Raw genomic sequence first — 23,368 nt, 5'->3', positions numbered from 1 at the left:
AGAGAGTTCATTTGAGAACCGTCACCGTGCAGGGTGGCGGTTCTTGCTTTTTACAGTGATCGTTACCGTAAGTCCGAAGACATGGAAAGTCAATGTAATTGGCATTGCCTCACCCCCTTTCGAGAAGTGTGGCCAACCGCCTGCCGTGTTGTGCAGCGCCTTACCGCCGAAGCGGCAATAATAGGATACCACATTTCGACACGCCACGCAATAGGTAAAATAAGTACAGAAAAGCCCCCCGGTGGTTACAAGCCGCCGGGGGTGATTTAGTTTATTGACACGATTCGCGCATCACAGCGCCCACCTCGCCCGCTGAAAATACGCTGCTGTACTTGCTGCCAGTTCAACCGGCGTCTGCTTTGCCGCGTAAATATTTTGCGTCAGGGTAAAGCCGTTGCTGCTGCCCTTACCGCGTCTGTAGCTGTCCGCTTCATCGGCTGTCAGCACCATCTCGCCGCGATGCAGGTTTGCAACGTAGTTGTTATACGGCACATAATCAAGGCCGCCTGCACGGCCGCCGGTTGTGCCACTACTGTTGACATCCACATTAACAGAGCGATTCCCGAACAGGCTGTCCCACAAACCATTGAACCAGCTGACAAGGCCGTCCCAAGCTGCCGAAATGCCGTCAATAATGCCATCAATGACCGCGTCGCCCATCTGCATTGCGCCTTCTACAATGTCCGGCAAATGCTCTATTCACGCCTGAACTCATTGATGCGGTAAAGCTTAATATTTGCAAAAAATACGGACATTACTTCACAACCGCAACGGAGCAAGCCAATGAGTCAATACTCGATGAAAACGGCGACATTATTTTTTAGTAAACGTGGTGATTACTATGCCAAACAATAAAACCAACCGTGCGGCCAGCGGGCAAGGCTCCATCCGGCAGCGGGCAGATGGGCGATGGGAAGCCCGGCTGACACTGGGCTATGATGAGGGCACCGGCAAGCGCAAAACGCTAAGTATCTACGGCGCATCTCAAAAGGAAGTCAAGCGCAAGCTGACCGAAAAGCTGCGCCAGCTGGATACAAACAGCTATATTGCCGATGATAAGCGCACGGTAGCGCAGTATCTGGATGCCTGGTTCACCGAGTTTATTGAGCCAACGCAAAAGCCCTATACGGTCACGACCTATCGCGGTATCATTAAAAATCACCTCAAGCCCCATCTGGGCGCGGTCAGACTGTGCGATCTGATCACCGAACAGGTGCAAAAGATGGTACGCCAGCTGGTCAATGACGGCAAATCGCCGAAAACCATAAAAAATATACTGACCGTGCTGAACAGTGCGCTTGAACAGGCAGTCAAGGCACAGACTATCCAGCGCAACCCGGCCAAATATGCAAAGCTGCCGTCTGTCCGCGTCAAGGATATACACCCTCTCTCCCCCGCTGAGATCGTCTCTTTCGTGGCCGCTGCGCAGAATTCGACTTACTATGCTCCTTTGATGTGCTGCCTGTTTCTGGGCTTGCGAGAGGGCGAGGCGCTCGGTCTGGCATGGGAGCACATCGACTTCGAGAACAGCAAGGCCATCATCTGCCAGCAGCTGCAAAAGGATAAAAGTAAAAACGGAAAGTTCTACATCCAGCAGGGCACAAAGAACGGCCAAAGCCGCATTTTGGACGTGCCTGATTTCCTGTTAGAGATCTTACAGGATGAACGCCAGCACCAGATGCGGGCGCACTTAGCCGCCGGGCCTGCCTGGCAAAACACATGGGGCCTGTGCTTTACGGATGCTATAGGCCAGTGTATCAATCCGCACACCCTATGGGCAAACTTTAAGCGCATTGCGGCAAGCATCGGCCTGCCGGATGCCCGTGTGCATGATTTGCGGCATACATCGGCCACGCTGGCGCTGATAAATGGCGATGACGTAAAAACCGTGCAAGCCAACCTGGGCCACGCTACCGCCGCATTTACCTTGCAGCGCTATGTCCACGCCAGTGAAGAGATGAAGCGGGCCAGCGCAAACAGGATGCAGCAATTCTTTATCGACAACGTAAAAAAGGCATAAAAATACCCCCGGCAAGCGCAAGCCCGCCGGGGGTAAAATTATGCCAAAAAAGCAGTTTTAAATTCTGTTGTGGGTAAAATTGTGGGTCAAAGGGCATTTTTAGACAACCAAAAACCCGCATATCTTACGCAGATACGCGGGTTTTTGTTGGCGGAGTAAGAGAGATTTGAACTCTCGCGGCGGTTTCCCACCCTACGCCCTTAGCAGGGGCGCCTCTTCGACCTCTTGAGTATTACTCCACAAGTCAAAGTGATATATTCTATTCACTTGTTATACAAAATGGCGGAGAGGATGGGATTCGAACCCATGGTCCGCTCGCGCGAATCGCTGGTTTTCAAGACCAGTTCCATAAACCACTCGGACACCTCTCCATAGTGGCTGCCGCCAGATGCGAGTATTATAATACCACAGGCCCCCAAGGTTGTCAACCCCGGAGGCCTGTTTTTTCTAAAAAAATCTATAAAATTTTTAGTCGGCAGCTTTAAAGCCCACGCTGTACATAAAGCGGACGAAAGCCTGCTGTCCGGCGGCGTCCTGCTTAAAGACACCGGCGTTCTCCAGCACGCGGCTGAACACGATGCCGATCTCCTTCTTCACGACTTCGTTGGCCTCTTCGGGGCGCAGGGCCGTGCCATACTTGGTGATCAGCGCATCGATCCAATCGGCGTGTACGGCCAGGTTAGAGCCCTCCTTGCGGCTGGTGTTGGGCTGCTGGCCGCTGAGGATCTCGGCGATCTGGGCGCCCTGTTCTTTCAGGCGGGCGGGCAGGATGGCCAGACCCATGACCTCGATCAGGCCGATGTTTTCCTTTTTAATGTTGTGATATTCCTTGTGGGGATGGAAGATACCGTCGGGGTACTCCTCGCTGGTGCGGTTGTTGCGCAGGGCCAGGTCCAGGATGTAGCCGTCCGTCTCATCGTAATGCAGGATAGGCGTTACGGTGTTGTGGGGGGTATCGCCGGTGTGGGCCAGGATGCCCACGCTCTCATCGCTGTACTCGCGCCAGGCGGTCAGGATGTTGTTGGCCACGGTCTGCATCTGCTGGCTGCTGCGGCCCACCAGGCGCACAGCGGAGACAGGCCAGTTCAGGATGCCCGCCTTGACGCCGGGATAGCGCACGTCCTTCATAGGCAGGGCGATGTCGGCTTTCTGCATGGGGAATACATAGCGGCCACCCTGGAAGTGGCTGTGGCTCAGGATGCTGCCGCCCACGATAGGCAGGTCGGCGTTGGAGCCGCAGGTGTAATGCGGGAACTGGCTGACGAAATCAAATATCTCGGCCAGGGTCTGCTTGTTCATCTCCATGGGCTTATGCTGCTCGTGCAGCATGATGCAATGCTCGTGGAAATAGGCGTATGGACTGTACTGCAGGTAGAACTGCTCCCCTGCCAGCTCAATGGGCACGATGCGGTGGGTCTGGCGGGCCGGGAAGTTGATACGCCCGGCATAGCCGATATTCTCCTTGCAGAGCATGCAGGCGGGGTAGCCGCTCTTGGGCTGCAGGCGCTCCAGGGCGATGGTCTTGGGGTCCTTCTCGGGCTTGGTCAGATTGATGGTGATCTCCAGCTCGCCGTAGGGGGTGGCGGTGTTCCACTGGATGTTCTTGGCGATCTGGGCAGTGCGGATATAGTTCGTTACCACGCAGAAATCATAGAACCAGTCGGTAGCAGCCTTGGCGCCCTTTTTCACGTACAGCTTATGGAACTTTTTGCAGACTTCGCTCTCGCGGGGCATCAGAGCCCCCATCAGGCGGGTCTCGAAGTTGATGCGGTACTGGGGCACAGCACCGTCAAACAGTTCCTTGCGGGCAGCCAGTTCCACCATTTCGTCCAGCAGGGCGGCGGGGGTCGCCGGGTCCTCCTTCGGCGGTTTGGTCTCGCTGGGGGCGGCCAGCTGCAGCAGATCCAGCAGCGTGTTGCGGGCCACCAGCTCGTCCAGTTCTTTGATCAGCTTATGCTTACGCCCGAAGCGCAGCAGGCGCTCCACGTCCAGTGCAAGGCGCGCGTCGCGCTGCTCCGGCGTCAGGGTGGTGCAGTCAAAATCGTTCTTTGCCATGATACAAGCCCTCCTGTAGCGGTGTGTTTTGTGTTCCGTTGTATTTACCATACCGCTTTTTCCTCTCGTTTTCCATGGCGCTGTGTGCCAAGGTTTTGCAGTTTTTGACCAAACTGCGATTTGCACCGCGCAATTTTCTGTCTCTATTGTCGCATTTTGGCGCTGGGTTGTCAATAATTTGTTTTTATGTATGAGTCTGGCACAACGGAAAGACCCGGCACTGCAATGCCGGGTCTTTTCTATAAGATATAGGGCAACACCGCACAATTCCCGCTTTACAGCTTAAGCACCGCTGCTGCGGCTGCGAAGCACAATCTGCGTTGCAAAATGCTCGATAATACACAAAGTATTATCTGCGCTTTTTGCTTAGCAGCTTGTACTTCTCGCTCGCCGCATCGGCACTTAGAATTGTGCGGTATTGCCATAGTTGTAGCGTAAAGGTTCCTTGGGGGGAGTCCCTCTTTACTCTACAAACCGGAATTGATCGCTATATTCCGCTCTTGCGTTATACTCGCTTATAAATAATTGGTTCGTCATATCCAAAAGTTTTCTTTCCATTAACTTCCATGCTTTCAGATACTTCCAGGCAACTATCCGAAAACTTTTCCCAGAGCTTAAATGTCATTACTGGTGAGAACCGGCTTACACTGCCGCCTTCCCAGATTCCATCCTTTTCATGGTAGATCGCCGGAGTAAATTTTTCGGATTTTTTCAATTCAGCATAATCAACATTTTTCATAGAACTATATGAAAATGTACTCTTATCTTCTCCTTCAGGTATTTCATAAGAAGACAATACAATTTCATCTTCTTCCTCTGTAATCAGGAAAAGATGTGGTGAAGCATGGCGTTTTCCATTTGTCTCATAGTAGCTTTCTTCAACAACAAATTTACCGTTAAAATCTTTAGGAAGGTTCAAAATTTTCCCATTGCAGATTGTATTAATGTGTTCTGCATAAGGATATATTTTTCCATCCTTCTGCATCTTATCAAACTGCTCTTTGTTATTAAAGTGTCCCGTCATCATATCAACAAAATTATCAAGTTTCACCATGTTTTTACCTCCGCAAGCACCGATTTATCCACTACACAGTATACGCGGTTTTCCACGTCTTATCAATAAAAGCAGCCGCCCGGGCTAACCGGGTGGCTGGGTGGGGTATGATTTACAGCTTACTTTTTCAGGTCGCTGAACAGGTCTTTTTCATACACACCGTCGGCGACGAGCTTGGCGAAGCTGTCAATGACGATTTGCTTGTCCTCAGCATAGGTGACGCCAAACCATTTATCGTGGGTAGGCAGGACCTTAACGCTGACCTTGTCGGCGTGCAGCAGCTCGTCGATGTAGATGGGCAGCAGATACTCGGCTTTCAGCGGGTTGGCGGGGGCGGCTTTCTCGAAGAACTCCACAAAGCCGGCGTCCAGCAGGTCGACGAACTCAGGCGTCAGGCCCCACATATTCATCGAGACAAGGCTCTCAACGTCGATGGTCTTGCCGCCGGCAGCTGCACCCTCGGCAGTTTTCTCAATGCCGCTGGTCTCCAGCACGCCGGTCAGGTAATGCTGGTCGTTCATCTGGCAGATACCGCGGGTGACAGCGCCGTTATCGCTCAGGGTGTTTTTCAGCACGAAACCGGCCATGCTCAGCTTGCCCGGCTCGGCGGGGGTGTATCCCTGCAAGAAGCTGTGCAGCTGCACAAAAGCTTCCTTACCGTAGTAGTCGTCGGCGTTGATGACGGCGAACGGCTCCTTGATGATGCCCTTGCAGGCCAGCACGGCCTGGCCGGTGCCCCAGGGTTTGGAGCGGCCCTCGGGCACACTGTAACCCTCGGGCACATTTTCCAGTGCCTGAAACGCATAGTCGATCTCGACACCCAGGTCGGCGCAGATCTTCTCGATGCGGTCTCCGATGGCCTCTTTAAAGGCTTCCTCGATATCGTGGCGGATGATAAAGACGATCTTGTCAAAGCCAGCTTCGATGGCGTCGTGGATCGAGTAATCCATGATGATCTCGCCGTTGGGGCCGACTGCGGCCAGCTGTTTGATGCCGCCGCCGAAACGGGAGCCGATACCGGCCGCCATAATAACCAGAGCTGTTTTCATGAGTTTCCTCCTAAATTATCGCTGGGGTGCGTACCCGGCGTTGTAACCTTTTATCTTCCTTACTTTTCAACATCCTGCGGGCAGTTTATGCACCCGCCATGGTCATAAGATACTGAATCGCGCTGGGGCCTGCCATGTAGAGGATGGCCACCTGCAGCAGGCACATAATGCCAAAGTAGAGCAGCGCCGCCAGCAAATTGGTGCCGCCGCGCTGGACCAGCAGCTCGGTGCGGCCGTCGCCCTCGGGGCATGCCATGTAGATCTCCTCGATCTGCGCCTTGCTACTGTCGTGGTACCATGACACGGCAAACATGCCCAAAATCACCTTGAACGCCCAGATGCCGATCTCGCCGATGGTGTAGGCGGCGGGCAGCCAGCCAAGCGGCAGGCTGCCGAAGAAAGTGGGGTTGAAGGTGGCAATGATCGACATAAAGCCGGGGATGCTCAGCACGACCATGACCAGCGTGGCCAGCAGGCCCTGCTTCCACATTTTGCGGTAGAACAGGTAGGCCGGGCCAAACAGAAACGCCGAGAGCGAAAGGGTGACTTTCTGCTTTGTCTCGCTCATGCGGAAAAACTGCATCAGGTAGTACATCGGGCTGCGGCCCACAAAGGCGGCCCAGTCCTTGGCCTTGATGCCCTCGATGGGGTCCTCGGGGCCGATCTCCCGCCGCTGGATGCCGTCCGGGCCTGCGGAGTAGGTGTCGATGTGGGGGCCGGGGGCAGCGCGGTCATTGCGGGGGGCACCGCCAGGGTTTACATCGCCGGGGTTGCGGGCGTAGATGGGACCCTGATCCTGCGGTTTTTGCGGAGCCGCGCCGGAGGCTTCCTCGCCTGCTTTGGGCAGCGGGCAGCCGCAATGGCTACACCGCACCGCGCCGGGGGTGTTGTGGGTGCCACAGTTGGGGCAGGTCGCCGCATGAGCGGCTTCGGCCGCACCCGCGCCAACTTCGGGTTTCCATTCAAACCCGGCCGCATGCTCGGACTGGTGCATGCAGGCGCCGACCTTCTGCCAGCAGGCCCGGTGGTAGGGGGTGCCGCAATCGGGGCAGACGACAATATCGTCATTATCCGTAAATTCCTGTTCACAAACAGGACAGTGGTTGCCAGTGTAACGTGCCATGAAATTTTATCCTCCCAGTAACATAAAGACATTATACCGCACCAATAAGATAAATGCAAAGAACTTTTTATGAAGTTTAGCAGTTTTGGGGCGGATATTGCTAATAGTTATGGCTAACTGCCCTGCGTAATGCCTCCCTCTGCGAGGGTGGTGCCCCGAAGGGGCGGAGGGAGAGACGATCTCTTTACCGTTTCTTTATTTCAGGATCTCTCCCCCACCCGCTCCGCGGGAGCCGCCTCTCAGAGAGGGCCTTTTATGCCATCCTGCCCAACCTCCGAAATCCCTCTTTACAACGCCCCTTATTTGGTTTATACTATTATTATGTAGTTTTATGCCAACCTGACAAAACCGAGGGGTAACGATATGATCACCATTGACGAATTAAAAGCAAAACTCGGGGGGATGAAAACCTCTGTAGATGACCTGCGCGATGCACTTTCTATCGAAGCCAGCGAGAAGCGTCTGGCCGAGCTGGAGCATCAGATGACTCTGCCCGGCTTTTACGATGACCAGGCCCGCAGCCAGAAGATCATCAGCGAGATGGGCGAAGTGAAAAACAAACTGGAGCGCTTCGGCAAGCTGAAGACCCAGTACGAGGAAGCCGAGACCCTGCTGGAGATGATCGAGGAAGAGAATGATCCGGCCCTGGCCGCTGAGGGCGAGGAAGCCGTGGAAGGTGTGGAAAAATCCATCGACGAGCTGCAGCTGATGACGATGCTGAACGGCGAGTACGACCACAGCAACGCCATCCTGACCTTCCACGCCGGCACCGGCGGCACCGAGGCCCAGGACTGGGCCGAAATGCTGATGCGCATGTACACCCGCTGGGCCGAAGCCCACGGTTACAGCGTGGAGGTGCTGGACGTGCTGGACGGCGACGAAGCCGGCATCAAGTCCGCCTCGATGATGGTCAAGGGCGCCAACGCCTACGGCATGCTCAAGAGTGAGCACGGCGTCCACCGCCTGGTGCGCGTCAGCCCGTTCGACTCTCAGGCCCGCCGCCAGACCAGCTTCTCCAGCCTGGAAGTTATGCCCGAGCTGGACAACAACATCAACATCGAGATCAACCCGGCCGACATTGAGATGCAGGTCTACCGTTCCTCCGGTGCCGGCGGCCAGCACATCAACAAGACTTCCTCCGCCGTCCGTCTGATCCACAAGCCCACCGGCATCGTGACCAGCTGCCAGACCCAGCGCAGCCAGCTGCAGAACCGCGAGTACGCTATGGAAATGATGAAGGCCAAGCTGTACCAGATCGCGCTGCAGCAGCATAAGGACAAGATCGACGACATCAAGGGCGTGCAGAACGAGATCGCCTGGGGCCACCAGATCCGTAGCTACGTCTTTATGCCCTACACGCTGGTCAAGGATCACCGCACCAACTTTGAAAGCGGCAACGTACAGGCTGTCATGGACGGCGACCTGGACGGGTTCATCTACGCCTACCTGAAAGCCAGCTCCCGCGGGGAACTGGAAGAGGTGTAATTCTCTTTTCCGCAAACTCAAAACGGTACACACTTTGCGGTGTGTACCGTTTTTTGTGTTTTGCCATGCTTTATTCACAATCAGCGGGTATACTAAACCAATAGCGTTGCGATCATATCCCCGTACCCGCGCCGGCGCGGCTTGGCCTGCATCCGCAACGGTATTTGTATTAAGGCACCACCGCACAATTCCCGCCTAACGGCTCAAGCACCGCTCCGGCGGCTGCGGCACGGCATCTGCGTTGCCAAAATGCTCGATAAGACATCCAGTATTATCTGCGCTTTTGGCTTAGCAGTTGCCGCACCTCGCTCGCCGTATCGGCACTTAGAATTATGCGGTATTGCCTTAAAAATTCTTTTGGTTTCCTTTCTTATAAGAAAAGGAACAAGGAGGTCATTCGTATGCCCATTCACGGCCTGACGGCGGCGGAGGTGGAAAGCCGCCGCGCAGCAGGGCTGACCAACTGCCCGCCCCGCTCCCCCACCAAAACCACCGTGGAGATCGTGCGGGACAATATCTGTACCTACTTCAACCTCGTGTTTCTGGTGCTGGCGCTCATGCTGCTGTCCGTTGGTTCCTGGCTGAACATGGGGTTTCTGGGTATCGTGTTCTGGAACACCCTCATCGGCATTATCCAACAGCTGCGCGCCAAAAAGACCATCGACGAGCTGACCCTTGTCTCCGCCCACAAGGTGCGCTGCCTGCGGGACGGACAGTGGGTGGAGCTGCTCTCAGATGAATTGGTGCAGGACGATGTGGTGGAGATCCGCGCGGGCGAGCAGATTGCCGCCGATGCCGTGGTACTGGACGGCACCGCCCAGGCCAACGAAAGTCTGCTGACCGGTGAAGCGCGTCCCATCGCCAAAAATCCAGGGGACGGGCTGCGTTCCGGCAGCTTTTTGGCCGCCGGGCACTGCGTGGCGCGGCTGACCAAAGTGGGTGCCGAAAGCTACGCCGCCAAACTGGCTACCGAGGCCAAGGCCGACGGCCACAAGGTGGTCAAGGGCGAGATGATGCGCAGCCTGGACAAGCTGATCCGGGCCATCGGCATCGCGCTGGTACCCATCGGCGCGGCGCTTCTGTACAAGCAGCACTGGCAGCTGGGCGTGGCCATGCGCGGCAGCGTGGAGACCACCGTGGCGGCGCTGATCGGTATGATCCCCGAGGGCCTGTACCTGCTGACCAGCGTGGCCTTGGCCGTGGGCATGATGCGGCTGGCCCGCCGCCGGGTGCTGACTCAGGACATGAACTGCATTGAAACGCTGGCCCGGGTGGATGTGCTGTGCGTAGACAAGACCGGCACCATTACCGAGAGCACAATGCAGGCGGACGAGCCGGTTTTGCTTAATGAAAACGCGCCTGTCACCGACATTTTAACCGCCTTTTACAGCGGTGAGGAGCCAGACAACGACACCGCCCGTGCCCTGTGCGAGAAATTCGGCCAGGGTGGCAGCTCTTGGTTTGCCGCCCGCAGCATCCCCTTTAACACGGCCTACAAATACAGCGCCAAAAGCTTTGGGGCGCAGGGCAGTTATGTCGTAGGGGCACCGGATATTTTGGCCGGTGCCCGTCTGGCAGAGCTGCGCCCCGTACTGGACCCGCTGCTGGCCCAGGGGCGGCGCGTGCTGCTGCTGGCCCGCTGTAAGGGCGAACTGCCCGAACCGCCTGCCCGGCTGGACCCAGACACGCTGGAGTTTTTGGCATTGCTGCCGCTGCAAAACCGCATCCGGGAGAGCGCGCCGGAGACCTTTGCCTACTTTGCGCGTCAGGGCGTGGACGTGAAAGTGATTTCCGGCGACGACCCGCGGGCCGTCAGCCATGTAGCCGCCCAGGCGGGCATCCGCGGGGCTGACCAGTGGGTAGACGCGGTAGCCTTGAAAAACGACCGTGAGTTGGAAAAAGCCGCCGCCCACTGCACGGTATTCGGCCGTGTAACGCCGGAGCAAAAGCGCAAGCTGGTACACGCCCTGCAAAAGCAGGGACATACAGTGGCCATGACCGGCGATGGTGTAAACGACGTTCTGGCGTTGAAAGATGCCGACTGCGGCATTGCCATGGCATCGGGTGCGCAGGCCGCCAGCCAGGTGGCACAGCTGGTGCTGCTGGATTCGGACTTCGGTGCGCTGCCCCATGTAGTGGCCGAAGGACGCCGTGTCATCAACAACATCCAGCGGTCGGCGTCGCTGTTTTTGGTCAAAAACATCTTCTCGGTGCTGCTCAGCGTCGTATCGCTGGTGCTGCCGCTGACTTATCCGTTTTTGCCGCTGCAGCTGTCGCTGCTCGGCGCCGCAACCATCGGTACACCAGCGTTTTTTCTGGCGCTGGAGCCGAATCACGAGCGGGTGCACGGGCGGTTTATCTCCAACGTGCTGCGGGCGGCGCTGCCCGGCGGCATAACCGATTTTTTACTGGTATTTTTGGCGCAGGGGTTCTGCTTTGCCTTTGGCCTGTCCAGCGATTACCTGGGCACCATCAGTACGATCGTGGTGCTGACAGTGGGCCTGATGGTACTGTGGGGCGTCTGCCGCCCGTTCAACACCTGGCACTGGGTACTTTGGGGAGCGATGGCAGTCATCGGCTACGGCGGCGCGTTGCTGCTGGCCCCCTGGCTGGGGCTGGTCAAGCTGGATCTGGGCGGCACGCTGGTGCTGGTGGCCCTGCTTGGCCTGGCCGGGCCGACGCTGTTTGGCGTAAGCCTGCTGAATACCCGCATCCACGGCGCCGTAGGCGAGGTACAGGATAAGGTGCGGCGAAGGAGAGAATCATAACGTCAACTAAAAGCCTCCCTCACAGAGGAAGGCATCTGCGCGTAAGCGCAGACGGAGGGAGAGAGCCTTCCATCCAAAGCTCTCCCTACCTGCTTCGCGGGAGCCCCCTCCCAGAGGGGTCAAAAACATCGTCCGCCCGCCACACAACATAAAACCCGCGCTTTCCGGCAATGCCGAGAGCGCGGGTTTTCCTATTTACAATATTTAGGCAATACCGCATAATTCTAAGTGCCGATACGGCGAGCGAGGTGCGGCAGATGCTAAGCCAAAAGCGCAGATAATACTTTGTGTATTATCGAGCATTTTGGATTAGCAGATGCCGTGCCGCAGCCGCCGGAGCGGTGCTTAAGCCGTTAGGCGGGAATTGTGCGGTGTTGCCTTTATTCCGTTTCTTCCCCGGCGGCGGCCCAGGTACAGGCCAGGCCGCACAGGCCAAACACACCCATGGCCAGGCCGGTCAGCAGATCAGGCATGGTCAGCATACCATTGAAAGCCTCAAACAGCGTTTGTGGCAGCTCGATGCAGGTGCACAGCAGAAAACACCCGGCCCCAGCGGCAAACAGCGTGTGACCGCAGGGCAGGCCCGGCGTCAAAAACACTTTAAGCAGCACCACCGCAAACAGCAGCGCCGCCACAGCACTGAGTACCCGCAGCGTGCAGGGGATGCGCCCCAGCGAGGCAGGCACAAACTGGAACCGCCACACCAACCGCCATAAAAAAGCCAGCGGCAGCACCAGGCCCGGCAGTGCGCCGCCCAATTTCTGGCGGCGCACGCCAAAGCCGGTCAGGGCGCGCCAGCCGTACACCAGCAGCCATGCACCTGCCAGCACCGGCGTGATGACATCCGCCCAGGCGGTCCAGGCTGGGGTGGTGGCGTACAGTTCCGGGTAGGCGGAGATCGTTTGGGCCGAGGACACCGACAGCAGACCGCTGCCCAGCAGCAGCGCGCCTGTCATCAACATGCAGCAGCCCAGGGGCAGGTTGGTGTCGGTTAGCTCTGTGGGCTGGGTAGCCACCCGCCGGGCAGGCAGGTAGGGCAGCGCCAGCGCCGCCAGCCAGGGCAGATACCGCGCCCACACCGAGGCTTGCAGCGCAAAGCCGGTGGAAGCATCCATCCACTGCAGCAGGTCCGCTACATGCAGCGCCGCCAGCACGATGCCGGCAGCCAGCACAAGAACCGCATAGAATCGTTTATTTTGCATGGGTCTTCCCCCGTTGTTTCATAAGATGGCAGGCTTGTTTCATAGAATGTACAAGCGCTGGATACAAAACATTGTACCGCCACGCGCCCCAAATTGCAAGCATGGAGTGCCCATCTATGAAAAAATCATCCCTTGCCGTTTTCGCTTTTGCCCTTCTGGCGGCGGCTGCACCTTTTGCTGCGCTGCTGGTACCGCCTGCCGCGCCCACACCCCCAACGGATTCTGTCCAGGCGGACGATCTCTCCCCCGCTGCCACACCGCAGCCTTTGCCCACGATGCCGCCCAGCAATACTCAAAACGGTACCACCGTCCCTAATGCCGCGCTGGCAGCGGCGGACATCACCCTGTATGACGCCGACACCGGAACCAACCGGGTAGTGAGCGTGCGGGACTTTCTCATCGGTGCCGCCGCCTGCGAGATGCCGCCGACCTGGAACGACGACACCCTGCTGGCCCAGATGGTGGCCAGCCACAGCTATGCACTGGCGCTGGGGGCGCCGATGCAGGTCAATTCAGCCCTCTGCGCCGGGTGGACGGATACCGAGGTATTGAAAGCGCGCTGGGGCGATGATTTCACTGCCTACTACAGCCGCTTTGCCGCGCTGGCGGACAGAGCCGCCGGGGCATTGCTGTGCTATGGCGGTGCACCGGCCGCCGCCTGCTACCACAGCATCAGCAACGGCGTGACCGAGGCCAGCCAGAACGTGTGGACCTCGGCCCTGCCCTACCTGCAGGGAGTGGCCTCCCCCTGGGACAAGACGGCCGACGGCTACGAGACGACCATCACCTACAGCTGCGAGCAGGTGGATGCCATTTTGCAGGGCCTTGGTTTGGAGCCGGAGACACTGGCTGACACCGCCCCCGCCGCCTGGTTTGGCGCGGCGCAGTTGGACGAGGCCGGATATGTAGCTTCGATGTCCGTCTGCGGAGAAGCTTTTTCCGGCACGCGGCTGCGGCGGGCACTGGCCCTGCGTTCGACCTGTTTTGCCGTGCAGTACGCCGACGGCACATTCACCTTTACCACCCGCGGCTACGGCCATTGCGTGGGCCTGAGCCAGCACGGCGCCCAATCCATGGCCGAAGGCGGCGCCGATTGGCGGGAAATTTTGACCTATTATTTCCCCGGGTGCGAAGTAGTTGAGTAAAGCAAAAGGGATGCGCCGTGGAAAGCGCATCCCTGAAAATTCAGCCGTGCATTGTAGGGGCGGATGCAAGCATCGCCCCCCTACAAAATCAGCCGCCCTCTTACCCCTTCACCGGCTTTTTCAGTACGCCCATGATGAGCGCCGTCAGCAAACTGCCGCACAGCAGAGCAACCAAAAATCCGATGGGGTTATCGATCACCGCGATGAGGAACAACCCGCCGTGAGGGGCCGGGCAGCGGCAGCCAAACTGCACAGCCAGCGCACCGGCCAAGCTGCTGCCTGCCATGCAGGCGGGCACCACGCGCAGCGGATCACGCAGCGCAAAGGGCAGCGCACCCTCGGTTACAAAGGATGCCCCCATCAGCAGGTTTTGCGGCGCGGTGCGACGCTCCTCCCTGGTGAAGCGATGCGGGAACAGCAGGCAGGCCAGCGCCACGCCGATGGGCGGCACCATGCCGCCGATCATGACCGCCGCCATAATGTCCAGCTGATCGCTGACCAACGCCAGCGTGCCAGTCAGATAGGCGGCCTTGTTGATGGGCCCGCCATAGTCGGTGGCCATCAGCGCACCCAGCACAGCGCCCACCGTCAGACGGCTGCCGCCGCGCATCGAATCCAGCGCACGGTACAGCTTTTGGTTAAAGCGTCCCAGCGGCGGGTTGACCGCCAGCGCCATCAGCGCCGCAATGCCCAGCAAACTGAGCAGCGGCGTTAAAAAACTGCTGCGCACCTGCTGCAGGTTTTCCGGTATTTTTTTGCCCAGCCCGTTCAAAAAACGCACCAGCAGGCCTGCCGCAAAACCGGCAATCAGCGCACCCCAGAACCCGGAGGACACCCAGCTGAGCTTATTGCCCGCCGTGGTGCCCAGCTGAGCCATGTAGCCGCCCATCAGGCCCGGCATGAACGCCGGGGCGTCGCCGATGCTGACCGCAATGGACGCCGCCAGCACCGGGTAGATCAGCACAAAGGCCTCTTTGCCGATATTATTCAGCAGGTCGCAATATTTTTGCGCCAGGCCCATCTGCGCCAAAAGCAGCGACAGGGCGATCATGACGCCGCCCACCACCACAAAGGGAATCATGTAGGAGATGCCGTTCATCAGGTGGCGGTACGTTTCGCGGCCCAGCTCTCGCCAATCGCTGGTGCGGAAGGCGTTGCCGCCGCGGTAGACGGGCACCTTGCTGTTCAGCGCCTTGTTCAGCACGGCGTCAGCATTGCGCACCGCGTCACCGGCCGAGACTGTCACCAGACGCTTGCCTACGAACCGCGCCATCGACACGCCCTTGTCGGCGGCAATGATGATGCAGTCTGCGGCGGCGATCTCGTCGCTTTCCAGCTCGTCGTTCACGCCCACCGCGCCGTTGGTCTCCACTTTGATGGTCACACCCCGCTCCTGCGCCGCTTTGCGCAGGGCCTCGGCCGCCAGGTAGGTGTGGGCCACGCCCATGGGGCAGGCCGTAACCGCCAGCAGCCGGTACTGGGCCGGGGGCGGCGGCGTCTCAGCGGCAGGGCTCTCCTCTGCAGGCGGCGGAGCGGGATCCTCGTGCCGGGCGATCAGGCTGCAAAAAGCCGTTGGCGTGGGGGCATCCAGCATCTGCCGGCAGACTCCCTCATCCAGCAGCAGGGTGGCCAGGCCCGCCAGCATCTGCACATGCAGGTCGTTGGCATCTGCCGGTGCAGCGATCAAAAACAGCAGCCGCACCGGCTCGCCGTCCGGCGTATCGCAGGGCAGCGGCGGGTCCAGCGTTAAGGCGGCCAGCTCGGCATGGGCCACCCCTGCGCTTTTGGCGTGGGGGATGGCCAGCCCACGTCCCATGCAGATGCCGCCCATTTTTTCACGTTCCAGGACATCCTGTTCAAATTGTACGGTGTCGGTCAGGCAGCCGCTTTTCTGCACCAATTCCACCAGTTGGTGGATCGCCGCAGGCAGAGAATCCGCCTGTTGGCGCAGCGCCACGCAGCAGGGCTGCAGGTGATCTGTGATGTGCATTGGGATGTCCCCCTTTGGAAAATTTGTACAATCCGAAAAAAGCGGCCCCGCCAGAACGGAGCCGCTTTTATAAAGTTTACGTGGATTAGTTGAGCAGGGTCAGCTCGGTCTCGGGATCGAACAGATGAATCTTGTTGGTATCCATGGCAACCACGATCTTGTCGCCGCGGCGAGACTTGGAGGTGGGAGCCACACGAGCCATCAGGTTCTGGCCCTGGTAGGTCAGGTACAGGTAGATCTCAGCGCCCATCAGCTCGGAGACTTCGACCTCAGCGGAGATGTGGCTGTTGGGATGCTTCTCGAGGAATTCCTCGTCGTCCTTGATGTCCTCAGGACGGATGCCGACCTTCAGGGTCTTGCCAACGTAAGCGTCCAGCTTGCCGTCGGCGGTCTTCTCCTTGGGCAGAGGAATGTCGCTGCCGGCCAGATCAACGGTGAACTGGTCGCCGGTCTTCTTCAGGGTGCCGTCCAAGAAGTTCATCTGCGGGCTGCCGATGAAGCCTGCGACGAAGATGTTGCAGGGATAGTCGTACAGGTTCTGCGGGGTATCGACCTGCTGGATCAGGCCGTCCTTCATGACGACGATGCGGTCGCCCATGGTCATGGCCTCGGTCTGGTCATGGGTAACGTAGATGAAGGTGGTAGCCAGCTTCTTGTGCAGCTTGATGATCTCGGTACGCATGCTGGTACGCAGCTTAGCATCCAGGTTAGACAGAGGCTCGTCGAGCAGGAAGACGGCCGGGTTACGGACCATAGCGCGGCCCAGGGCAACACGCTGGCGCTGACCACCGGACAGAGCCTTCGGCTTACGGTCGAGCAGGTGCTCGATCTCCAGGATTTTAGCAGCCTCACGGACGCGCTTGTCGATCTCGTCCTTGGGCATCTTGCGCAGCTCCAGGCCGAATGCCATGTTCTTGTACACGGTCATGTGCGGGTACAGAGCGTAGTTCTGGAAGACCATGGCGATGTCGCGGTCTTTCGGGGGAACATCGTTGATCAGGCGGTCGCCGATGTACATCTCACCGCCGGAGATCTCCTCCAGGCCAGCGATCATACGCAGGGTGGTAGACTTACCGCAGCCGGAAGGACCGACGAAAACGATAAACTCCTTATCAGCGATCTCGAGGCTGAAATCAGGAACAGCAACAACATTGCCGGGATAAACTTTCTTAACGTGACGGCAGCTAATGGAAGCCATAATACGTATCCTCCAGTTATTTACAGTGGTTTGCAGCCCGGGTAGAGGGGGCTGTCTTTCTTGACAAGACTATAATAACAGGTTACAATTGGTTTGAAAATAGCATTTTATTGATATAGAGGTGTTGAAATTGATATTTGACCCAGAAATTTACTGCACCGCTGCCGAGACCCGCGAACTGGACGGAAAGGATGCCGTCACACTGGCTGGCGCCGGGCTGTGGGCAGGGGTTCTTTCCCGCGGGGAGTGCCTGTTGGAAGGTCTGGCCCGGCCGGGGCAGAGCGGGGATATTCTGTTAGGTCCCTCCCCGCTGGCGCTGACGCCGCAGACCGATTGCCACCTGGTGGCCGTGCGGCTGACCGGCCTGTGTGCCGACGCCTACCTACTAAGTATGGGCACGCCCTGCTGGGCCGATGGCGCGGCCTGTCCCGGCGCGGCGGAGCTGATCGCCCAGCTGCACGGCTGCGGCAGTGCCCCCCTGGCCTACGGCCTGCTGTGCGCCCTGGGCAAGGCGGATGAGACAGCCCGCCCCCTGCCGCCGCTGGTGGCCGAGGCGGTGGCGGCCATCCGGCAGAATTACATGGCACTGTACGGCGTGGAGGAATTGAGCGAACAGCTGGGCGTGACGAAGAGCCACCTGGTACGGACGTTCAAGCAGGAGATCGGCGTGTCGCCTGGGAAGTACCTGACCAATGTGCGCATTGAGGCCGTGAAGGCACTGCTTTTGAGCGACGAGTACAATTTGGAGATGATTGCCGGGATGACGGGGTTTTCGGGGGCGAACTATTTGTGCCGGGTGTTTAAACGGGAGGTGGGGGTATCCCCTGCCGCCTGGCGGGCGGCAGCCGCGCCCTTGCCGGCGGTGCCGAAATTGCCGCCGAGAAGTGCAGAGATGTTTGTTTAATACAAACACAAAAGCCCGCAGAAAATCTGCGGGCTTTTGTGCATAGAGGGGTGGGAAAGTATATAAAGGTCAGTGAATGTCGTAAATTTATGCATCGCCATATTGATGCGTCGCTTGATTGATTACAGCTATTATTATAGTCTTTTTCCTTAATTTGTCAAACGTCCCCCTTGCAATTTGTTTTTAAAAACATTATAATAAACCAGTAAATGCTTAATTATATTTAGTTGTCGCCGAAAAAATCACACTTTTCCTATTTTGTCAAACCTCACAACGGCGCTTTTCTTCATTTTATTTTTTTGTGCGCATTATACAAAACTTTGTAAGAGGAGTCATCCCATGGACGATCTAGACCATAAAATCGTACAACTTTTATCCGAAAATGCACGTATGCCCGTCAAAGACATTGCACAGAAGGTCAGTCTGACCAGCCCGGCCGTGTCCAGCCGCATCCATCGGCTGGAGCAGGAGGGTATCATCGGCGGCTACACAGTGGTGCTGCGCAACCCCGGCGCCCCCGCCCGTGTGGAGGCGCTCATCTCTGTTTTGGTGGATGCCGCCACCCGCGCCAGCTTCCTGGCGATGATCGAGCAGGAGTCCCAGGTCTTGCAGTGCTTCCGCGTGACAGGCAGTTACAATTTTATTATTAAGGTAAGCTGCACCGACATCGACGCACTGGAGCATCTGCTGACCAAGATGCAGAAGATGGGTTCCACCAACACCCAGATCATCCTGAACACCCAGCTGGACCGCAATCTGGCATTTTAACGAAAGAGGACGTTATGTACTTTTGCAAAAACTGCGGCCGCCTGGCCCATCCCGGCGAAGACCGCTGCCCCAAATGCGGTGCTGCCCACATCCAGCCCGCCCCCGCAGCAGCAGCCCCCACCGGGCCTGCCGCCCCGCAGTATCACCCGGCTGAGGACGCCCCGGAGCAGGATGTTCCGGCCCTGGGCTTTGGCAGCACGCTGGGCACGCTGGTCATCTTTGCCATCCCTCTGGTAGGCTTTATCATGATGCTGGTGTGGAGCTTTTCCGGCGGCCCGGACAGTGCCCGCAAGCGCCTGGCCCGTGCTTATCTGGTCCGCACGCTCATCATCGCGGTTATCTTTGCGCTGCTGTTTTTGATCGGTGCGCTGAGCCTGGCGGCCGTTTCCCACAGCCTGTACTACGCCCTGCGCTAAGGAGGCCGTATGAAAGCAAGTGTCATTATCCCAAACCTGAACGGTGCAGGCTGGCTGCGTGACTCCATCGAGTCCATCTGGGCACAGACCGAGCAGGATTTTGAACTGATCGTCATTGACAATGGCTCCACGGATGAAAGCCTGGAGATTGCCCGCAGCTATTGCGGCCGCGACCGCTACACCCTGATTGAAAACGCCGAGAATACCGGTTTTTCCCACGCCGTCAACCAGGGCATAGCCATTGCCAAAGGCGAGTACATGGCTCTGTTCAACAACGACGCCTTTGCCGAGCCGACCTGGCTGGCGGAACTGCTCCGCACTGCTGAGGCCGACCCCAAGATCTTTGCCGTCAGCAGCCTGATGCTGCGCTTTTACGAGCCGGAACTTGCCGATGATGCGGGCGATTACGTGACTATTTTGGGGTTTGCCTGCAAGCGCGGCGACGGCCTGAAGGCAAGCCGATACACAAAACCCTGCCGCATCTTCAGTGCATGCGGCGGCGCGGCGCTGTACAGAAAATCCATTTTGGATAAAATCGGCGTTTTTGACGAATTGTTTTTTGCCTATTATGAGGACGTGGACCTGAGCTGGCGCGCGAACAACTTTGGTTACAAGAACGTTTATTGCCCAACGGCGCGGTGCCGGCACATCTGCGGTGCCACAACGGGTGCGGTGCGGTACAATCCGTTCAAGAGCATCCAGAGCGGACGGAACAGCATCCTGCTGCCCTACAAGAACCAGCCGTTGGTGATGATGCTGCTGAACCTGATCCCGATGGTGCTGGGGTATCTGCTGAAAGTGGTGATGTTCCGGTTCCGTGGGTTCGGCAACGATTATGCGAAAGGCTTCCACGAAGCCTGGGTAGCCCTGCCGAAGCTGAACAAGCCGAAGTTCCATTGGAAAAACCTGCCCAACTACATCTGGGTCGAGTGCAGTTTAATTGTCGGCCTGTTTCGCTACCTCATCTACCGCATCCAGCGCGCGCTGAAGGTGACCTGATTTGCCCCTTTTCTTGAAAGAAAAGGAACCAAAAGAACTTTAAATTAAAAATGGGAGATACGGTCTGCGACCGTATCTCCCATTTTTGTTTAGGGCAATACCGCATAATTCTAAGTGCCGATACGGCGAGCGAGGTGCGGCAGCTGCTAAGCCAAAAGCGCAGATAATACTTTGTGTATTATCGAGCATTTTGGTAACGCAGATGCCGTGCCGCAGCCGCCGGAGCGGTGCTTAAGCCGTCAGGCGGGAATTGTGCGGTATTGCCTTAGAGTTTCTTCGGTTCCTTCTTTGCAAAGAAGGAACGAATCAGGCTGACCGCCGACGCGCACAGGGCGGGGTAGAGGATGAGGCAGAAGGTTTGATACCAGGTGGGGACAAGGTACTGCCACCAGGCGGGCAGAGTCGAGGCGGCGTTCAGGGTCAGGGTCGCCGAGGCAAAGGTCAGATCCACCGTCTTGTTCTCGTCCGGGCTGCAGGGGTCCAGGCGCAATGCCGCAATGCTCGTGCGGGGCAGCGTGTACAAGTACTGGCCGTTGCCAAGGTTCTGCGGGAACACGCGGCGATCCTGGCTGTAATCCTCGCCCACTTTCGTGGTGTAATACAGGCACATCTCACGGGCGTCGCCATCAAACGTTACCGTGTAGCTCAGCGTGCGCACCACCTGGCCGGAGACATCCTCCAAAATCATCTGCGGGTCACCGTTGGTGGTGGTCAGGGTCAGGGCCGACTCCGCTGTCGCCTGCTTCTCGGCGGGTTCCAGGCCCACCAACTGCCAGCTCTGCACCGGGATGATCTGCTCGGTCATGCGCCCCTGGGCCTTGGCCAGGGCATCGCTGCCAGCATGGGCCAGGCTCAGCACCAGCCAGACGGCCACCGCCAAAATGTAACAGGCCGCAGGCACCGCGCCGCGGCGGGCGAAGAAAGTTTTCAACCGTTTCATGCGGCACCCCCTTGCATTTCCACCGGGGCATAGCCCGCATCGGTCACGCGGTACAGCAGGGTCTCCCCTGCCTGGGCGGCGGCCAATTTATCCGTAAACAGGTCGCTGTAACTTTGCACAAAAATATCGTCCAGTTTTTGGATGTACAACACCGTGCAGCCGTTGCCGCGCACGATGGCATCCAGTTCATCTGCCGTAAAAGCGTGATAATAGGTTGCTTTTACGCCCTCGTCGGGCTTGAGTTCCGGCAGACCAAACGTACCGCCACCGCCGTTCATTTCAGACATAATGCCGGAGTAATCTACCAGCACCGGGTAAAAATCAAACACGGCGCTGAACCAGCCCTCGCCGTTATCGCCCTGACTGACGTAGAACACACGGTCGTCGGGCTGCAAATTCTCGCAGACGTACTCGGCCTCGGCACGAGCCTGCTTGCGGTCGGCAAATTCGCTGTCCGCAAAGCCCAGTACGCTGAGCTGCGGCAGCACGATATGATTCTGCCGCACCAGCATGGCAACGGCCAGCAGCAACACAATGCCCTGCGCCGCCAGCGGGCGCTTGGGGGCATAGCGGCTGGTGGTAAAAGCAGCCGTGGGGCCGTTGACTTTACTGACCGTCTCCAGCTGTGGCTGCAAAGCAATCATCAGACAAGCCAGCGCCATCAGGAACCAACCAATGTAATAGCTTTCGATATAACGGTTATAATCTTCCAGCCGCTCCGCCTGGAACGGCTTAAAGATAAAACCGTAGCTAAGCGCCAGTTCGAGGTTATACCCCAAAAAGCAGACAGCGGACAGCACACCCATGCTGCCGATGCGCAGCCGCAGACGGCGGGAACCGGCCGTGGCCAGTGCCACCACAAACACAACGGCAATCAGCACCACGATGTTGCGGCCCTGACCGATCATGCCCAGTTTGCCGTCGCTGGTCCAGAACTGGTGGCCCATATCGGCCATCGCCTGGCGGAACTGGGGTTCGCGCTCGGCAAAAAAGCCGGTGACGGGCCGACCCAGCAGAATCTTGATGCCGTTGATGACCACTGCACCCATCGAGGCAGTCGTCTCACCGACACCGCCCTCGCTGGCGTTGCGGCTGACGAGCCAGCCTACGTAGCAGACGTTCCACAAATAATACACAGCCATGGGCGCGGCAAAGCAGGCCACGGCAAAGCCTGTACGGCGGGCAAGGCCCTGCTTGAATTTACCATCACAGAACAGCCAGGCGTCCACGGCGATCAGCCCGGCAGCTGCCAGCGACAGCACAAAGTCATTGGCTTTTAAGTTTGCGGCCAGGGCCAGCACCGGCAGCACAGCCCAGCGGGGGCCATCCTGTTGGCGCAGGGCCAGCCACACAGCCACCGCACTGCCGAACACCAACCCGGCCGGGATATCGCCGTAGGACGACAGGTAGACGGTAGTCAGGTAGATGGTGTGATTGTACACCGTGAAGAAAAACGGCGTGACCCACAGCACCGCAGCCATGGGCACGGCCACACGCCACTGCTTCCACGGCAGGACGCTGAGCACGGCGGCATACACGGCAAAGAACAATACATCGTAGGCGAGATAGATTTTCCAGTCTGCATACCGGCCAAAGAACTGGAAAAAGTAGCTGAGCAGCGGCAGGCCTGGGTTCTGCGTCACCGCCCAGGGCGTGCCCAGCGAGGCGGTGGAGTACAGGCTGTTATCCACCTTGGTGACTTTGACGGCGGTGGCCCAGAGGGAGAATTCATCGGACACCGTGGCCATGGGCTGGCGCACGAAGAAGTACACGGCAAAGGCCAATGCCAGCGCCCAGAAGATTACGCTGCCAGGCGTTGCCAATTGCGCGTAGTAGCGCTTTTTTCCCTCTTTCGGCGGCAGCAGCGCCCACACGCCGCCTGCCGCACACAGGGCGTACACAGCCCAGGCGGCGGGGTACAGCATCCCGGCCATACCGGCCAGCGTAAGCACCGCCACGATGCAGGACAGCGTTACCAGCGGGGCCAGCCCGGCCGGGACCCGCGCTTTGAGCGTGAGCGCGGCGCTACCCAAAAACAGCGCCGCCAGCGCTGCCATTACGCAGAGAATTTCCATTGCTTATCCTTGTCTGTTCCTTTTCTTATAAGAAAAGGAACCAAAAGAATTTTAATATAAAATACCGTTTTGTGGTTGGGGGTAAGTTGCGATGACGCGGGGAAAGCGAGGCAGGGAATGGTTGCAGGGGCGAACATTGTTTGCCCGCGTGTGTTTGCACTGCCGCGAGGTTGGCGG

Annotated in this window: 18 protein-coding genes and 2 tRNA genes; 8 read left to right on the top strand and 12 right to left on the bottom strand. The window is 58.1% G+C overall.

What is annotated here, in order from left to right; all coding sequences use genetic code 11:
- Window positions 1-291 precede the first annotated feature (291 nt).
- Window positions 292-690 carry a hypothetical protein gene (locus OGM81_08490; GenBank protein ID UYJ42386.1) on the bottom strand — a complete coding sequence of 133 codons (399 nt, stop codon included), beginning with the start codon at window positions 688-690 and terminating at the stop codon, window positions 292-294.
- 151 nt (window positions 691-841) lie between these two features.
- Between OGM81_08490 and OGM81_08485 the strand changes: the two genes are divergently transcribed.
- Window positions 842-2,020 (top strand): site-specific integrase, encoded by a 1,179-nt coding sequence (locus OGM81_08485; GenBank protein UYJ42385.1) that lies wholly within the window; start codon window positions 842-844, stop codon window positions 2,018-2,020.
- A gap of 148 nt (window positions 2,021-2,168) precedes the next feature.
- Here the strand turns inward: OGM81_08485 and OGM81_08480 are convergent.
- The 6 genes from OGM81_08480 to OGM81_08455 all read right to left on the bottom strand — a co-directional run bounded on the left by OGM81_08480 (window position 2,169) and on the right by OGM81_08455 (window position 7,301).
- Window positions 2,169-2,259, bottom strand: a tRNA-Ser gene (locus OGM81_08480).
- A 41-nt stretch (window positions 2,260-2,300) separates the two neighbouring features.
- Window positions 2,301-2,391: transfer RNA gene (locus tag OGM81_08475), tRNA-Ser, on the bottom strand.
- Window positions 2,392-2,488: 97 nt separating this feature from the next.
- The gene (locus OGM81_08470) at window positions 2,489-4,075 is read right to left on the bottom strand and encodes a UDP-glucose--hexose-1-phosphate uridylyltransferase (GenBank protein ID UYJ42384.1); all 1,587 of its coding nucleotides are present in this window, start codon (window positions 4,073-4,075) and stop codon (window positions 2,489-2,491) included.
- Between the two features lie 505 nt (window positions 4,076-4,580).
- Window positions 4,581-5,129, bottom strand: coding sequence for a hypothetical protein (locus OGM81_08465; GenBank protein UYJ42383.1), 549 nt, complete (start codon window positions 5,127-5,129; stop codon window positions 4,581-4,583).
- A 119-nt stretch (window positions 5,130-5,248) separates the two neighbouring features.
- On the bottom strand, window positions 5,249-6,178 hold the full coding sequence (locus OGM81_08460) for a sugar phosphate nucleotidyltransferase (GenBank protein UYJ42382.1): 930 nt from the start codon (window positions 6,176-6,178) through the stop codon (window positions 5,249-5,251).
- An 85-nt stretch (window positions 6,179-6,263) separates the two neighbouring features.
- On the bottom strand, window positions 6,264-7,301 hold the full coding sequence (locus OGM81_08455; GenBank protein UYJ42381.1) for a DUF2628 domain-containing protein: 1,038 nt from the start codon (window positions 7,299-7,301) through the stop codon (window positions 6,264-6,266).
- A gap of 363 nt (window positions 7,302-7,664) precedes the next feature.
- On the opposite strand from OGM81_08455, the gene prfB reads away from it, so the two are divergent.
- Together prfB and OGM81_08445 are read left to right on the top strand one after the other, a co-directional pair.
- Window positions 7,665-8,786: a peptide chain release factor 2 gene (prfB, locus tag OGM81_08450; protein ID UYJ42380.1), complete on the top strand. Its 1,122-nt coding sequence runs from the start codon at window positions 7,665-7,667 to the stop codon at window positions 8,784-8,786.
- A gap of 401 nt (window positions 8,787-9,187) precedes the next feature.
- Entirely contained in the window at window positions 9,188-11,554 is a 2,367-nt protein-coding gene (locus OGM81_08445; protein UYJ42379.1) for an HAD-IC family P-type ATPase, read from the top strand.
- A 380-nt stretch (window positions 11,555-11,934) separates the two neighbouring features.
- Here OGM81_08445 and OGM81_08440 read toward each other — a convergent pair whose 3' ends face one another.
- Complete coding sequence (locus tag OGM81_08440) at window positions 11,935-12,756, bottom strand: hypothetical protein (GenBank protein ID UYJ42378.1); 822 nt, start codon at window positions 12,754-12,756, stop codon at window positions 11,935-11,937.
- 116 nt (window positions 12,757-12,872) lie between these two features.
- On the opposite strand from OGM81_08440, the gene OGM81_08435 reads away from it, so the two are divergent.
- The gene (locus OGM81_08435; protein ID UYJ42377.1) at window positions 12,873-13,901 is read left to right on the top strand and encodes a SpoIID/LytB domain-containing protein; all 1,029 of its coding nucleotides are present in this window, start codon (window positions 12,873-12,875) and stop codon (window positions 13,899-13,901) included.
- Between the two features lie 100 nt (window positions 13,902-14,001).
- Here OGM81_08435 and OGM81_08430 read toward each other — a convergent pair whose 3' ends face one another.
- On the bottom strand, window positions 14,002-15,891 hold the full coding sequence (locus OGM81_08430) for a fructose-specific PTS transporter subunit EIIC (protein ID UYJ42376.1): 1,890 nt from the start codon (window positions 15,889-15,891) through the stop codon (window positions 14,002-14,004).
- An 85-nt stretch (window positions 15,892-15,976) separates the two neighbouring features.
- Window positions 15,977-17,089, bottom strand: coding sequence for a sn-glycerol-3-phosphate ABC transporter ATP-binding protein UgpC (gene ugpC / locus OGM81_08425; GenBank protein UYJ42375.1), 1,113 nt, complete (start codon window positions 17,087-17,089; stop codon window positions 15,977-15,979).
- Between the two features lie 130 nt (window positions 17,090-17,219).
- Between ugpC and OGM81_08420 the strand changes: the two genes are divergently transcribed.
- From OGM81_08420 to OGM81_08405, 4 genes are all read left to right on the top strand, one after another.
- Entirely contained in the window at window positions 17,220-17,993 is a 774-nt protein-coding gene (locus OGM81_08420; protein ID UYJ42374.1) for an AraC family transcriptional regulator, read from the top strand.
- A gap of 339 nt (window positions 17,994-18,332) precedes the next feature.
- Window positions 18,333-18,761 carry an Lrp/AsnC family transcriptional regulator gene (locus tag OGM81_08415; protein ID UYJ42373.1) on the top strand — a complete coding sequence of 143 codons (429 nt, stop codon included), beginning with the start codon at window positions 18,333-18,335 and terminating at the stop codon, window positions 18,759-18,761.
- Window positions 18,762-18,775: 14 nt separating this feature from the next.
- A complete protein-coding gene (locus OGM81_08410) occupies window positions 18,776-19,177 on the top strand; it encodes a zinc ribbon domain-containing protein (GenBank protein ID UYJ42372.1) in 402 nt (133 codons plus the stop codon).
- Between the two features lie 9 nt (window positions 19,178-19,186).
- Complete coding sequence (locus OGM81_08405; protein UYJ42371.1) at window positions 19,187-20,176, top strand: glycosyltransferase family 2 protein; 990 nt, start codon at window positions 19,187-19,189, stop codon at window positions 20,174-20,176.
- Window positions 20,177-20,441: 265 nt separating this feature from the next.
- Here the strand turns inward: OGM81_08405 and OGM81_08400 are convergent, their stop codons facing one another.
- Together OGM81_08400 and OGM81_08395 are read right to left on the bottom strand one after the other, a co-directional pair.
- Window positions 20,442-21,116: a hypothetical protein gene (locus tag OGM81_08400; GenBank protein ID UYJ42370.1), complete on the bottom strand. Its 675-nt coding sequence runs from the start codon at window positions 21,114-21,116 to the stop codon at window positions 20,442-20,444.
- Complete coding sequence (locus OGM81_08395; GenBank protein UYJ42369.1) at window positions 21,113-23,191, bottom strand: hypothetical protein; 2,079 nt, start codon at window positions 23,189-23,191, stop codon at window positions 21,113-21,115. The genes OGM81_08400 and OGM81_08395 overlap by 4 nt, the downstream gene beginning before the upstream one ends.
- Window positions 23,192-23,368: the final 177 nt, after the last annotated feature.

The sequence above is a fragment of the Oscillospiraceae bacterium genome (assembly GCA_025758045.1).
Lineage (GTDB): Bacteria > Bacillota > Clostridia > Oscillospirales > Ruminococcaceae > Gemmiger.
Note: the sequence above shows the minus strand (reverse complement) of the source record. Positions and strands in the feature narration are given on the sequence as shown.

Excerpts from the sequence above, each read along its gene's own strand:
- OGM81_08445 (UYJ42379.1), top strand. The coding sequence starts at position 9,188 with ATGCCCATTCACGGCCTGACGGCGGCGGAGGTGGAAAGCCGCCGCGCA.
- OGM81_08455 (UYJ42381.1), bottom strand. The coding sequence starts at position 7,301 with ATGGCACGTTACACTGGCAACCACTGTCCTGTTTGTGAACAGGAATTT.
- OGM81_08405 (UYJ42371.1), top strand. The coding sequence starts at position 19,187 with ATGAAAGCAAGTGTCATTATCCCAAACCTGAACGGTGCAGGCTGGCTG.
- OGM81_08440 (UYJ42378.1), bottom strand. The coding sequence starts at position 12,756 with ATGCAAAATAAACGATTCTATGCGGTTCTTGTGCTGGCTGCCGGCATC.
- OGM81_08395 (UYJ42369.1), bottom strand. The coding sequence starts at position 23,191 with ATGGAAATTCTCTGCGTAATGGCAGCGCTGGCGGCGCTGTTTTTGGGT.
- prfB (UYJ42380.1), top strand. The coding sequence starts at position 7,665 with ATGATCACCATTGACGAATTAAAAGCAAAACTCGGGGGGATGAAAACC.
- OGM81_08410 (UYJ42372.1), top strand. The coding sequence starts at position 18,776 with ATGTACTTTTGCAAAAACTGCGGCCGCCTGGCCCATCCCGGCGAAGAC.
- OGM81_08400 (UYJ42370.1), bottom strand. The coding sequence starts at position 21,116 with ATGAAACGGTTGAAAACTTTCTTCGCCCGCCGCGGCGCGGTGCCTGCG.
- OGM81_08460 (UYJ42382.1), bottom strand. The coding sequence starts at position 6,178 with ATGAAAACAGCTCTGGTTATTATGGCGGCCGGTATCGGCTCCCGTTTC.
- ugpC (UYJ42375.1), bottom strand. The coding sequence starts at position 17,089 with ATGGCTTCCATTAGCTGCCGTCACGTTAAGAAAGTTTATCCCGGCAAT.
- OGM81_08415 (UYJ42373.1), top strand. The coding sequence starts at position 18,333 with ATGGACGATCTAGACCATAAAATCGTACAACTTTTATCCGAAAATGCA.
- OGM81_08485 (UYJ42385.1), top strand. The coding sequence starts at position 842 with ATGCCAAACAATAAAACCAACCGTGCGGCCAGCGGGCAAGGCTCCATC.
- OGM81_08470 (UYJ42384.1), bottom strand. The coding sequence starts at position 4,075 with ATGGCAAAGAACGATTTTGACTGCACCACCCTGACGCCGGAGCAGCGC.
- OGM81_08465 (UYJ42383.1), bottom strand. The coding sequence starts at position 5,129 with ATGGTGAAACTTGATAATTTTGTTGATATGATGACGGGACACTTTAAT.
- OGM81_08430 (UYJ42376.1), bottom strand. The coding sequence starts at position 15,891 with ATGCACATCACAGATCACCTGCAGCCCTGCTGCGTGGCGCTGCGCCAA.
- OGM81_08435 (UYJ42377.1), top strand. The coding sequence starts at position 12,873 with ATGAAAAAATCATCCCTTGCCGTTTTCGCTTTTGCCCTTCTGGCGGCG.